Annotated in this window: 10 protein-coding genes; 8 read left to right on the forward strand and 2 right to left on the reverse strand. The window is 56.3% G+C overall.

The genetic code is table 11. The features are described 5' to 3' along the window. Positions 1-25 precede the first annotated feature (25 nt). A complete protein-coding gene (locus HNR38_RS15275) occupies positions 26-1525 on the reverse strand; it encodes a flagellin N-terminal helical domain-containing protein (RefSeq protein WP_183705880.1) in 1500 nt (499 codons plus the stop codon). A gap of 277 nt (positions 1526-1802) precedes the next feature. On the opposite strand from HNR38_RS15275, the gene HNR38_RS15280 reads away from it, so the two are divergent. The 8 genes from HNR38_RS15280 to HNR38_RS15315 all read left to right on the forward strand — a co-directional run bounded on the left by HNR38_RS15280 (position 1803) and on the right by HNR38_RS15315 (position 11827). Continuing rightward, on the forward strand, positions 1803-3959 hold the full coding sequence (locus HNR38_RS15280) for a motility associated factor glycosyltransferase family protein (RefSeq protein ID WP_183705883.1): 2157 nt from the start codon (positions 1803-1805) through the stop codon (positions 3957-3959). A 155-nt stretch (positions 3960-4114) separates the two neighbouring features. Further along, positions 4115-5302 (forward strand): flagellin, encoded by a 1188-nt coding sequence (locus HNR38_RS15285; protein ID WP_183705885.1) that lies wholly within the window; start codon positions 4115-4117, stop codon positions 5300-5302. 68 nt (positions 5303-5370) lie between these two features. Next, positions 5371-5805, forward strand: coding sequence for a flagellar protein FlaG (locus HNR38_RS15290; RefSeq protein WP_183705887.1), 435 nt, complete (start codon positions 5371-5373; stop codon positions 5803-5805). Positions 5806-5987: 182 nt separating this feature from the next. Continuing rightward, complete coding sequence (fliD, locus tag HNR38_RS15295) at positions 5988-7970, forward strand: flagellar filament capping protein FliD (protein ID WP_183705889.1); 1983 nt, start codon at positions 5988-5990, stop codon at positions 7968-7970. 70 nt (positions 7971-8040) lie between these two features. Beyond that, positions 8041-8448 (forward strand): flagellar export chaperone FliS, encoded by a 408-nt coding sequence (gene fliS, locus HNR38_RS15300; protein WP_183705891.1) that lies wholly within the window; start codon positions 8041-8043, stop codon positions 8446-8448. Positions 8449-8583: 135 nt separating this feature from the next. After that, on the forward strand, positions 8584-9795 hold the full coding sequence (locus HNR38_RS15305) for an argininosuccinate synthase (RefSeq protein WP_183705894.1): 1212 nt from the start codon (positions 8584-8586) through the stop codon (positions 9793-9795). Positions 9796-9931: 136 nt separating this feature from the next. After that, positions 9932-10414: a YajQ family cyclic di-GMP-binding protein gene (locus HNR38_RS15310; RefSeq protein ID WP_183705896.1), complete on the forward strand. Its 483-nt coding sequence runs from the start codon at positions 9932-9934 to the stop codon at positions 10412-10414. A gap of 42 nt (positions 10415-10456) precedes the next feature. Further along, a complete protein-coding gene (locus HNR38_RS15315) occupies positions 10457-11827 on the forward strand; it encodes an AmpG family muropeptide MFS transporter (protein ID WP_379919286.1) in 1371 nt (456 codons plus the stop codon). On the opposite strand, the gene HNR38_RS15320 is transcribed toward HNR38_RS15315, so the two are convergent. Continuing rightward, positions 11811-13265, reverse strand: a complete 1455-nt coding sequence (locus HNR38_RS15320; protein ID WP_183705898.1) for a protein adenylyltransferase SelO — start codon at positions 13263-13265, stop codon at positions 11811-11813. The genes HNR38_RS15315 and HNR38_RS15320 overlap by 17 nt on opposite strands. Between the last annotated feature and the right edge of the window lie 30 nt (positions 13266-13295).

Consider the following 13295-nt stretch of genomic DNA (forward strand, 5'->3'; position numbering starts at 1 on the left):
ATTCAAAAACGTTGTTTTTCAGGTCTTACCCCTGCAGCAACTGCAACACCTGCTGCGGCCGGGCATTGGCCTGGGACAACACAGACAGGCCTGCCTGCTGGAGGACCTGGGTCCGGGCCAGTTCTGCCGTTTCAGCGGCAAAATCGGCGTCCCGGATGCGGCTATTGGATGCCGACAGGTTTTCCGAGGTTGTGCTCAGGTTCTGGATGGTGGATTCGAATCGGTTCTGTACCGCACCCAGCTCCGCCCGGAAACCGTTGATGGCGTCGATGGCGTAGTCAACGGCAATCATCGCCCGGTCCGCCCCTTCTTTTGTGGAAACATCCAGGAAATCTGCAGACAGGGTATCCGTATCTTTATCCCCTTCGACGGTGATGTCGATCGGGTTGCCACCTGCATCACCGGTTATCGCCACGTTGAACGAGGTATCGAACTGGGATGAGAAAATGATGTTGGTGTTGCTGGAATCCAGGTTGGCCGAGACACCGGTCCGGTTGGACTCCGCGTTAACCTGAGCAACGATGTCATTAATAGAGGTGGCATCGCGCACTTCTATGCCCACCGATTCGCCGGTATCGGGATTGGTGATGTCCACATCGAAGGTAATGGTGTTACCTTCCTCGAAGTATTCTTCGATGGTTGTGGAGTTGCTGGCCCCGCTCACCGCCATGTTATTGAAAGCCGTGTTGAAGGTCGACGAGTTCAGGGTGTAACCATCGTCAAGGCTGTTTCCGATGGTGAAGCCTGTAGCAGATCCGGAGACCGGCTCAATGGTGAGTCCATTGATGTCCGGGTTGTTGCGGACCTGCTCACGGAACTGGGAGATAAAATCATCCCGGCTCTGAGCATTGTCGATATAGATGCGTCCCACGCCTTCCGGGCTGGCACCACTGCCGATAGAGACTTCAATTTCGCCAGAAACGCCGCCATCAAATGCGGTGGCGGCAAAGTTGCTTGTAGCAGAAGCCGGCCCCAGTGCCAGTTCAGAGAATAGTTGCGTCTGGTCGATGACCGCGCCGATCTGGCTGCCGCGGGTATCCAGGCCACTAACGCCAATGGTTTCCCCGGTGTTGGCACCGACCTGGAAGGTTTGGGTCCGGAAGGTTCCGTCCAGAACCTTCAGTCCGTTAAAGGACGTTTGTGAGGCGATCCTATTAATCTCTTCGAGACGCTGCTGCACTTCCTGGTTCAGTGCATCACGGTCCGAGTTGCTGTTCGTGGCGTTGGCAGACTGGACCGCCAGTTCCCGGATTCGCTGCAGGTTATTGGCAACTTCGTCCAGAGCCCCCTCAGCCGTCTGGGAAAGGGAGATGCCGTCATTGGCATTCCGTTGCGCCATCTGTAGACCCGTAATCTGGGACTGGAACCGTTCGGAGATGGCCAGCCCGGCCGCGTCATCCTTGGCAGAATTGATCCTGAGGCCGGAAGAAAGACGCTGAAGGGCAACGTTAGCGTCTCCCTGTGAGGCATTCAGGTTCCGTTGTGCATTCAGGGATGCGATGTTGGTGTTGATGATTTGAGGCATTGCCTTTCCTCCTGCGTCATGGCGCGAGCTGTTCGAATTGCTGTTGCCATCCGAATTCACGTTTGAGCAAGCTAAAGCGAAAGGTGTGCCACTATTTGTTTTTTATATTTAAAAGCAGTGACTTAAGTTTGTTTTTTCTGGTTTGGTGTCGGTTGATGGTGTTTTCGGGCGTCAAAATTCCGCTGTGGCGGTAAATGTTTGCCGCCTGCCGGCCGATGAATGGCAAGCGGGGGCTGTGGCAGAATAGGCCGTTGTTACCAAAAATGGGAGAAACTGGATGGGTAAGAAAAGACAGGACGCCGATGGCACTGACCAGACGGAACAACTGATGCGCCGAATGCAGGCGAACCTCAGTTATTTCCAGAAGAACCATCCAGCCGTGTATCAGATGTTGGCCACCATCAACCTCGAGAACGTGGAGCTCGTAGTCACTCCGGGCCAGAACGACGTGGATATGATCGCCTACGGGAAATCCTGCTACCGTGGGCTGGCCAGGGAATTTTCCCTGGACGAAGCGAAGGGGGTCTTAAGGGAAAACCCGGAGGAACGCCGGATCCAGACGTTTGCTCCCCCAAGTGCGGACAACTATCGCAAGAAGACCTTCGTCAACAGGCTTCTGCAGGATACGATTCTCGCCAGCCCTATCGGTGGCCGGGCTTTTACCGGCTACATTCGTGGGAACTTCTTTCCTTCCATTGTGTTTCTTGGGGTGGGGCTGGGCTACCACATTGACTGGCTGACGAAAAACGCTCCGATTATTAATGGGATCGTAATTGAGCGAGAACCGGAGAAATTTGCCGTCAGCCTATACACCGTGGACTGGGCGGCAATCTGCTCCAGGTTCGCTCGCAAGGGGCGCTCGCTGACCTTCGCGATTGGGAAGGCCGACAGTCAGGAAGAGGTGCGTGAGCTTGTGTCCCGGTCAATGACCAAGGACGTGCCCTTCTATCCGTTCTTCTCTACCTATTACAACCATCTGGCTGATGTGGAAATTGCGCGCGGTGTGCTGGATACCGCGAAAGACCTATCCGTGGTCTCCACGAACTGGATCGACTATGACAACGAACTGATACGCCTTAAAAACACGTCCCACAACTTTAACGCCGGGGGCGCCTATGTAGCCCGGGCCCCCGGCAAGGTCATCAATAAGCCGGTTATTGTCGTTGGTAGTGGGCCGTCAATAGACAAACGCATCGACGATATCAAAAAGATAAGAGACCAGGTCACGGTTATTAGTGCCGGGACAGGTCTTGGCGGCCTACTGGGCGCAGGTATCATTCCTGATTTTCAGGTTGAGCTTGATCCCGGCCATGTTGTGTATCGTTTCCACTCTGCGTTCGACCAGGAGCTTTTAAAGCAGATTACTCTGCTGGCTGTGAATGAGGTTAACCCGAAAGTGCCCACGCTTTTTGGTGACACGTTCTATTTCTTCAAGTTTGATAACGGGTTGCCCTATGCGCTGGGTCTGGAAAAATCGACGTTCAATGGTTGCAACCCTACGGTAACCAACGCGGCACTGGCGATTTCTCATGCTATGGGAGTTCGGGAAGTCTATCTGTTCGGGACCGATTACGGGTTTGAAAGTGAAGACCATGATCATGCCGACCACTCCATTTACGGCCGTAAAAACGAGTCCGATATAGCCCAGAGGATACGAGAGAACGCTAAAAACCCGGCGAAAAGCATCAACAGGAAAAAGACATTCGAGGTTCCTGCCGTTAATGGCGGTACGGTGCTGACCCGCGGTGACTACTACTCGGCGAAACGCTCCGTCGAGGACCTGATCCACAGTCTGAAAGTCGGGAATCGCCCGTTTGATGTGTTTAACTGCGCTGAAGGGGCGGTTATTGCGGGAGTGGAATGGTTGCCGAGCGAGGATTTACAGGCACGCTTCGACTGTTTGGGCGAAGTGGCCGGTTCGACCGGTTTCGACCACGACATGATCAAAGAAGTTTCAGAGACTCTCCCCGAAAGCTTGCTTGAGCAGGTCCTGCCTGGACTTCATCGTGAACTGTCCAGAATGTGTAACCAGTTTGAACGGCTGCTGCGGAGTGCCCGGCTTAACGGGCGCCGTGACCTCTGCGAGGTTGTCAATGAGATCCGGCAACAGGTGTCCGAGATCCGGCCTCCGAAAGGAGAGGCTGCGAGTAGGGCCTTCGTATATGCACATCAGTTGCTTTCGGGGAGTGTAAAGCATTTTCTCTATGTGGGGCTTTGTCATGGGATGGCCTGTGAGAACAAGGAACTGAATGCGTTTCTCCAGAAATGGAAAGAGAACTTTAAGGCGTTTCTGGTTGAACTTCCGGCTCATTTTGAGCGTGTCATGTTCAGTAAGCTGCCGGTAAGCGAGGATCCATGGGCGTTGCGGACACTCTATAATCCGGACCCCGAGTTTACTGGAGAGATGCCGCTGGACTCCCGCGGGGCCAAATAGCGGCTGTTACGCGCTGTTACATTTTTTCTGGAATAAACTCTAAAGATACCCGAGGGGGCGCCGTTAAGTCAGATAACAGGGCGCGGCACCCCCTCTCCGAAACCGGGGCGCAGGCCTTCACCAAGCAAAACTCGTAGTTTTTAAGGAGAAGCACTATGGCTCTCGGTATCAATACAAACGTCGCATCAATCTCTGCTCAGAACCAGCTGAACAAGTCTCAGTCCATGAACGACCAGGCGCTTCAACGTCTGTCTTCCGGCCTGCGCATCAACTCAGCAAAAGATGACGCTGCTGGTCTGGCTATCTCCACTCGTTTTCAGGCCCAGATCACCGGTCAGAACGTTGCAACCCGTAACGCCAACGACGGTATCTCTCTGGCCCAGACCACTGAAGGCGCGCTGGACGAAATCACCAACAACCTTCAGCGAATCCGTGAGCTGGCTGTGCAGGCAGCGAACGCTTCCAACAGCTCATCTGACCGTGCTGCACTGAATGATGAAGTTGAGCAGCGTGTGGCTGAGATTGACCGCATCGCCGCCCAGACTTCCTTCAACGGCCAGAAAGTACTGGACGGTAACTTCGGCAAGCAGACCTTCCAGGTAGGTGCCAACGCCGGCGAAACCATCAGTGTCGACCTCAGTGATGGTTCACGCTCTTCTCAGATTGGCGACGTTGTTTCTTCTGCGCAGTCTGTCAGCGCGTTTGGTGCAGCTACTGATGCCAGTGGTTTTGCCGCCTTCAGTGTTGGCGGTTCCGATCCGGTTGTGGTGACGTTCGAAGCCATGGATGATGCGATTGGTACCGGCGCAACGGCTACCGAGCAGGCTCAATATGTGGCAGACCAAATCAATGGTGCAGGCATTGGGGGGCTTTACGCGGAGGTTGACGACAGCGACAACGTCAAGATTACCGCTTCAGGCGATTACATTCAGGAGCTGGACGCCGCCAATGCGTCTGCTGCAAGCACCGCCGTTGAGACCGCTATTGAGTCTGAAACATACAATATGACACTGGAAGACGATGGCTCTGGCAGCCTGGACGACCTGAGCGTCAACACCGTATCTGATGCAAACAACGCCATCATGCGGATTGACTCAGCCCTGGGCAGCGTCAACGAAATTCGGAGTCAGCTGGGTGCGGTTCAGAACCGGTTTGAGTCTACAATCAATAACTTGCAGACTTCCGTAGAGAACCTCAGCGCCTCCAATAGCCGAATCCTGGACGCTGACTTTGCCTCCGAGACCGCCAAGCTGGCCAAGTCTCAGGTGCTGCAGCAGGCCGGTATCTCCGTACTGGCCCAGGCTAACGCCCGGCCGCAGCAGGTTCTGTCCCTCCTGCAGTAAGGGGCACGCGGTAATAGCCGGAACCTCAGGGTTCCGGCTTTCCGCCGTTAGAGTAGCGAGGTAAAGCTATGAATGACGTTAACCTGAACAATCCGGACCTACGGCTGATCCGCTCCGGCGGTCAGTCTCCGGCGAGGGCACTGTCGTCATCTCAGGCCGAAGGCAGGATTGCCTCCGACCCTGCAGCTTCATCTCCGGGAGCCCGCCAGGTTGAGAGTCCCCGTGCGGCCAGCGAAACATCCAGGGCCGAACAACTGAAAGATCGCAGTGAGGATCAGAGGGAAGACCTTGGTGAAGCGGTGAGTCAACTGAATGATTTCGTGCAGAACGTGCAGCGGGACCTTCAGTTTGAGGTGGATAACGAGCTGGGGCAGACTATCGTTAAGGTAGTGGATCAGCAGACCCAGGAAGTGATTCGCCAGATTCCGGATGAAGTGGCTTTGAGGTTGGCAGAAAAATTGCAGCAGGATGAACCGCTGACGTTGTTCAACATTAAAGTGTAAAAGCTTGCCGCTTGAGCGGTTATGTTATCAACGGTATTTCAGCACCGCCGCCTCCTCGGGAGCCGGCGGTGTTTCTGGTTTTGGGGATAGGTACGGATTTTTACGGACGGCGGTAAAGTTTTGCCGCTTCCTGTCGTTAAACGGGTTAGTAAAGAGATTCGCCCCCTTGAGGAGGCTTGGTTATGGCAGGTATTTCATCGTTGGGAATCGGGTCCGGGGTTTTGAATTCGGATCTTGTGGACCAGTTGGTCGCTGCCGAGCGCAAACCGACGGAAGAGCGGCTGGCGGGCAAGACGCAGAAAGCCGAGGCGATGCTGTCCGCCTATGGACAGCTACGTAGCGCCGTAACGGAACTTCGGCTACCGATGCGTCAACTGAGTTCTGCCGATAACCTCAAGGCCTTCTCTGCCTCCTCCTCCAATGAAGACATCGGCGTATCGGTGGATAGCTCCAGGGCCAGCCGGGGCACTTATACCGTCGATGTCACCAGTTTGGCGTCAGCTCAGGCACTGGCCTCCCGTGATGTGTTTGCTGACCGGGACTCCACAAGTGTCGGTCAGGGTACGCTCGAACTGTCTGTGGGTGACAAGGTCACCAGCATCACCATTGACTCGAGTAACGACACGCTACAGGGCCTGGCCAATGCGATTAACGAGGCTAATGCAGGTGTGTCTGCCGGTGTCATTGACACAGGGAATGGGTTCCAGCTTGTCATGTCAGCGGATGAAACAGGGACCGCCAATGCGGTCAGTATCTCTGTTACTGATGACGATGGTGGTACCAATACGGATAACCTGGGCCTGTCCCGTTTTGCTTTCAATAGCGGTATGGATGCGGATTCCGGGCTGACAGAAACCATCGCCGCCAGTGACGCGGTGATGGAGATCAACGGTATTCAGGTCACCCGGTCCAGTAATACCTTTGAGAATGTGATTGATGGTCTGACGTTTGATATCACCGCGGAAGGAACCTCGACGGTCAAGGTGACTCAGGATTTTGGTGCGGTGAGCGATCGGGTTCAGAGCTTTGTTGAACAGTTCAACGCTCTTCAGTCCACCATTGATGGCCTGGCTGGTTACGATGCCGAGTCCGGTGTTGGCGGATTGCTGACGGGTGATTCCACCGTCCGCAACATCCAGAATGAGTTGCGAAGCATTTTGACCCGTGTGGTGCCGGGCATGGAAAATGCCAGGGTTCGCAGTCTTGCTGATGTGGGGATCACGACCGACTGGGAGACCGGTGGGCTTGAGTTTGACCGCGCCCAGTTTGAAAAGATGCTCAAAGCATACCCGGACGATGTGACCGCACTGTTCGCCGAGCAAGGGCGAACCAGCGATGGTCAGGTGGAATTTGTTCGCAGTGGCCTGGATACCGAAGCGGGTACATACGATATCAATGTTACCCAGGCCGCCACTCGTGGTCAGCTTACGGCCGGTGCTGCCCTTGGCGATGACTTCTCAATCAGTGATGCCAATGACGAGCTCTCGCTCAAGGTCAATGGCAACCTGTCAGTCGACCTGAAACTGACGCAGGGAACCAATATTTCCCAGCAGGCATTGCTGGATGATATTCAGGCGCAACTGGATGGCAATAATGCATTGAATGCGGCAGGCGTCTCAGTCCAGGCAGCGCTTGATGATGACGGCAATCTGACGTTTACCTCCTCCCGGTACGGTTCTGAATCGAGTGTGGTGCTGGAATCGGCGGAAGACGCAGCTACGTTTGGATTGGGGAGTAATACCAGCACTGACGGCGTAGATATAGCCGGTACGATTGATGGTCGCGTCGCAAGAGGGGATGGCCAGGTTCTGTTCCTGAATTCCGGTGAGGGCGGCGCTTCCGGCCTGCAGGTCCGGATTCTTGGAGACCAGACGGGGGATCGGGGTTCCATTACCTTCGTTGAAGGGGTTGGTGAGCGCACGGTTGATACGGTAACCCGAATGGTTGGTAGCGAGGGTGTGTTTTCCTCGCGGACCGAGAGTCTGAACCGTGATCTGGAGGAAATCCAGGAAAACCAGGCCCGGCTTGAAGAGCGTATCGCGGCTTATCGTGAGCGGTTGGTCAGTCAGTTCAGTTCAGCGGACTCGTTGATCTCACAGCTTAACAGCACACGGGATTATGTCAGTCAGCAACTGGCATCATTGGCACCGAGCAACAGCGAATAAAGTTATCAGCTTTCCGGGCCGGCGAGTTCGGGGACAAAGAAAACCGGTAACACGGTAAAAGAGGTTAGTTATGAACGGATTGCAGGCATATCAGCGTGTTAATACCCAGACCAGCATCACCGATGCGGATCCGCACAAGCTGATTCAGCTTCTGTATAACGGTGCCATTGAGCGCATTAATATGGCCAAGGCCCGGATGCAGGCGAAGGATTATGCGGGCAAGGCCCAACTGATCAACAAAGCCATCGAAATCATCGGCGGCCTGCGTGCCTTCCTCGATTTCGAAAAGGGGGGTGAGTTGTCGCCACGGCTGGAAGCGCTTTACGACTACATGGAGCGCACCCTGCTGGATGCCAGCGTCAAGAACGATGTCGCCAAGCTGGATGAGGTTCTGGACCTGCTGCGTTCGGTCAAGGAAGGCTGGGACGGCATCCGTGAGGAAGCGGTTAACAGCCAGGCCCAGCAGGCAGCTGTTTAATCCTTCTGTTTCTCACTCTCCTGCCGCCTGCGCAGGAGGGTGAGGGGATTCCCCCGATAGCCAATCCCCCCGTACTCCCGTACAATACCGCCCTTATTTTCAATACATCCATTCTGTTCAGTCTGGAGCAAGGGCATGTCTGATATCAAAAAGGTGGTTCTGGCCTATTCCGGTGGCCTGGATACTTCCGTCATCGTACGGTGGTTGCAGGATACCTACGATTGTGAGGTGGTGACCTTCACCGCTGACATCGGCCAGGGTGAGGAAGTGGAGCCGGCGCGGGCGAAAGCCGAGGCGCTGGGTGTCAAGGAAATCTACATCGAGGACCTGCGCGAGGAATACGTTCGCGACTATGTATTCCCGATGTTCCGCGCCAATGCCATCTATGAGGGCGAGTACCTGCTGGGTACCTCTATTGCCCGCCCGCTGATCTCCCGCCGACTGATCGAGATTGCCAACGAAACCGGCGCTGACGCTATTTCCCACGGCGCCACCGGCAAGGGTAACGACCAGGTCCGTTTCGAGCTGGGTGCCTACGCACTGAAGCCGGGTGTCAAGGTGATTGCGCCGTGGCGTGAGTGGGACCTGAACTCCCGCGAAAAGCTCATGGCCTACTGTGATGAGCGCAATATCCCGGTGGAGAAAAAGAAAGGCAAGAGCCCGTACTCCATGGATGCCAACCTGCTGCACATCTCCTACGAGGGCATCAACCTGGAGGATCCCTGGGCCGAAGCCGAGGAAGACATGTGGCGCTGGAGTGTCTCTCCGGAGCAGGCGCCGGATGAGCCCACCTACATTGAGCTCTCCTACAAAAAAGGCGACATCGTGGCCGTTGATGGCCAGGACATGAAGCCTCACGAGGTGCTGGAACACCTGAACAAGGTGGCCGGAGCCAACGGTATTGGCCGGATCGATATTGTCGAGAACCGTTACGTGGGCATGAAGTCCCGTGGCTGTTACGAAACGCCGGGCGGCACCATCATGCTGCGTGCACACAGGGCTATTGAGTCCATCACCCTGGACCGGGAAGTGGCCCACCTGAAGGACAGCATCATGCCGCGCTACGCCGAGGTGATCTACAACGGTTACTGGTGGTCACCGGAGCGTGAGGCTCTGCAGGCGCTGATTGATACCACCCAGGAATACGTGAATGGCACCGTTCGGCTGAAACTGTACAAGGGCAACGTTGAAGTGGTTGGCCGTAAGTCTGACGATTCGCTGTTTGACGAGAAGATCGCCACTTTCGAGGAAGATGAAGGTGCGTACGATCAGAAAGACGCGGAAGGCTTCATCAAGCTCAACGCCCTGCGCCTTCGGATTGCGGCGAGCAAGGGCCGCAAGCTTTAAACCGCAAAGGCTATAACCCCCCTTTCCTCAGGAAAGGGGGCGCTTTATGAAACGCCCGGCAGATGCTGGGCGTTTCTGTTTTAATCATGCGATACTGCCCCGCATTGCGACGGGCTCTTCTGGAGATTGAACGACCATGCCTTCCTTCGACATCGTATCCGAAACCGACATGCACGAAGTCACCAACGCGGTGGACCAGGCCAAGCGGGACCTGGGCAATCGCTGGGATTTCAAGAACGTGGACGCCGACTTCGAGTTGAGCGACAAGACCATCACGGTCAGCGCTGAGCAGGAGTTCCAGCTGGAACAGCTTAAAGAAATGCTGCGGATGGCCTTCGCCAAACGCCAGATTGACCCACGTGCCCTGGCTGAGGAAGGCGACAGCAAGGCCGGCAAACTGATCAAGCAGCATTACACCCTCAAGCAGGGCATCGAAACCGACATGGCCAAGAAAATCGTGAAGATGATCAAGGACCAGAAGATGAAGGTTCAGGCCAGCATCCAGGGCGACAAGGTGCGGGTAACTGGCAAAAAGCGCGACGACCTGCAGCAGGCCATCGCCATGCTGAGAGAAGCCGAGCTGGATATTCCGCTGCAGTTCAACAACTTCCGCGATTAATTCCGGAGGCCTGATATTTTCTCCCCTGACCGCCTGGCCCTGTTGAAAGAGACGCTCTACGTCTACACCCGGTGGCAGGTGATTGCCCTGCTGTTTCTGGGGTTCTCCGCCGGGCTGCCGTTTCTTCTGGTGTTCTCCACGCTCAATGCCCGGCTGGCCGACGTCGGCGTGGAGACGGCCACCATCGGATTTTTCAGTTGGCTGGGTATTACCTACTCGATCAAGGTGTTCTGGGCGCCCGTTGTCGATCGACTGAAACTCCCGGTCCTGGACCGACTGTTTGGCAAGCGGCGCAGCTGGATCCTGCTGGCGCAGTCGGGTATTGCCACCGGGCTTTACCTGATGGCGACGGTGGATCCGGTCAGCGCGACGGAAACCCTCGCGCTCTGTGGTCTGTTGGTGGCGTTTTCTTCCGCGACTCAGGATGTGGCTATTGATGCCTATCGAATCGAGATTGCCGAAGAGCGGCTGCAGGCGGCGTTGGCGGCCACCTATATTTTTGGCTACCGCCTGGCGTTGCTGGTAGCTGGCGCCGGGGCCTTGTACCTGGCCGAGTATTTCTCCTGGACGGTGTCCTATCAGGTGATGGCTGCGTTGGTCGGAGTCGGGGCACTGACGGTTCTGGTGTCGCGGGAACCCGCGGTGAATCACTTTGCCGCCGCCAGTGATATTGCCGAAAAAGTGAAAGCCGAAGCTGACCGGCGGGCTCACCTTCCACCTGCTCTGGCCCGGTTTGCGGGCTGGTTCTATGCTGCCATTGCCGGGCCCTTCCTGGATTTTTTCCGCCGGTATCGGGAGCTGGCCATTAACATTCTGGTGCTGGTGGCGGTCTATCGGATATCCGACATTGCGATGGGTGTGATGGCCAACCCCTTCTATCTGGATTTCATGGGCTTCTCCAAAACCCAGGTTGCCAATGTCACCAAAATCTTCGGCTTCTTCATGACCATCGCCGGCTCGTTACTGGGTGGCGTGCTGGTGGTGCGTTACGGGGTGCGCAAGATCCTGCTGGCCGGCGCCATCATGACGGCCGCTACCAACCTGTTGTTCGTTGTTCTGGCCCAGTACCCACCGGATGTGGCGACGCTTGCGGTGGTGGTCAGCGCCGATAATCTATCCGGCGGCATTGCCAATGTCGCGCTGATTGCCTGGCTCTCCAGTATGACCAGCGCTTCGTTCACCGCTACGCAGTACGCGCTGTTCAGCTCACTGATGACCTTGCCGGGCAAATTCCTGGGTGGCTTTTCGGGGATTGTCGTGGCCGATTTTGGCTACGCCGAGTTTTTTGCTCTTGCCGGTTTGATGGGCGTTCCCGCAATCCTGCTCGTACTGTTCATGATGAAGCACGGCGCCCGGCTGGATGCCCTGGCGCCGCCCAAAGATGACGATGCACTGGTCAGGACGAACAGCTGATGTTCAGGTGCTTGCCCCATTCCGGGGGCAGCGCCGCGTAGTGTTCGAACTCTGGCTGTTCGTCAAACGGCTTCTCAAGTACAGCAATTAGTTCTTTCATTGGGCCGTAGTCGCCGTTGGCCGCTTCCATGATGACCTGCTGGGCCAGGTAGTTGCGCAGGATGTACTTCGGGTTTACCCCGCGCATGGCGTATTCGCGCTCGTCGTGGGCGCGGTTTTCCCGGGTCAGTCTTTCCTCATAACGTTCAAGCCACTCGTCCGCGACGCTGCGGTCGATGAACAGATCCCGCACGGGTGATGTGCCGTGGCGATGGAGGTTGGACAGGGCCCGGAAGAACCGGGTGTAGTCCACGCTGTGTTCATGCAGCATGGTCAGGGTATCCATGATCAGCCGCAGGTCATTGTCCTCCGGCTCCGCCAGGCCCAGCTTGTCCCGCATGTTCTGTTCGAACCGCTGGTTGTAGGCCGCTTCGTACTGCTTCAGTCCTTCCCGGACTTTGTCCTCACCCATTGCCGGTAACAGGGCGTTGGCCAGGTACTGGCAGTTGGTGAAGCCCACCTGGGGTTGGCGGTTGTAGGCGTAGCGGCCTTCGTGATCGCTATGATTGCAGACAAATCCGGCGTCGAAATCGTCCAGGAAAGCATAGGGGCCGTAGTCGAAGGTATCGCCGATGATGGACATGTTGTCGCTGTTCATCACTCCGTGGCAGAAGCCGACGGTCTGCCAGTCGGCAATCAGCCGGGCGGTGCGCTCAACGACTTCTGCAAACCAGCGCTGGTGTCGCTGTTCCCGGGGTAGCTCAATCAGGTGAGGGTAGTGCAGGGCGATGACGTGTTCGATGAGGGTTTCGATGGCGTTCGGGCCCTCATGGTAAGCGGCGAACTCGAAATGCCCGAAACGGATATGACTGTGAGCCACTCTCATGAGCGTGGCCGCGGTTTCAATGGATTCCCGCCGGACCGGGTCTGTGGCACTGACCATAAACAGGGCGCGGGTGGTGGCAATGCCCAGGCCGTTCATGGCTTCGGAACACAGGTATTCGCGGATCGTGGAGCGCAGAACGGCCCGGCCATCGCCGAAGCGGGAATAGGGCGTTGTGCCGGCCCCCTTCAAGTGCCAGTCCCATCGGGTGCCGTCCGGTCCGACGGTTTCCCAGAGCAGCAGCCCCCGGCCGTCACCCAGCTCCGGGTTGTACATGCCAAACTGGTGTCCGGTGTATTTCATGGCAACCGGTTCCATGCCTTCAAGCAGTTCTCTGCCGGCGCCGACACCGGCCCAGTCCTGTTCGTTGCGGACATGAAATCCCATGGTGTCGGCCAGCTTGTGATTGAAGCAGACGACCCGGGCACCACTCACGGGCTTTGGTGGCTGGACGGTGTAGAAGCTGTCCGGCAACTCCAGGTACCGATGTTCTATCCTGAATGTGTCGGGGGTCATACTCTGGCCTGTTTCTTGAATCATACTGTA

The sequence above is a fragment of the Marinobacter oulmenensis genome, from assembly GCF_014201735.1.
Taxonomy (GTDB): domain Bacteria; phylum Pseudomonadota; class Gammaproteobacteria; order Pseudomonadales; family Oleiphilaceae; genus Marinobacter; species Marinobacter oulmenensis.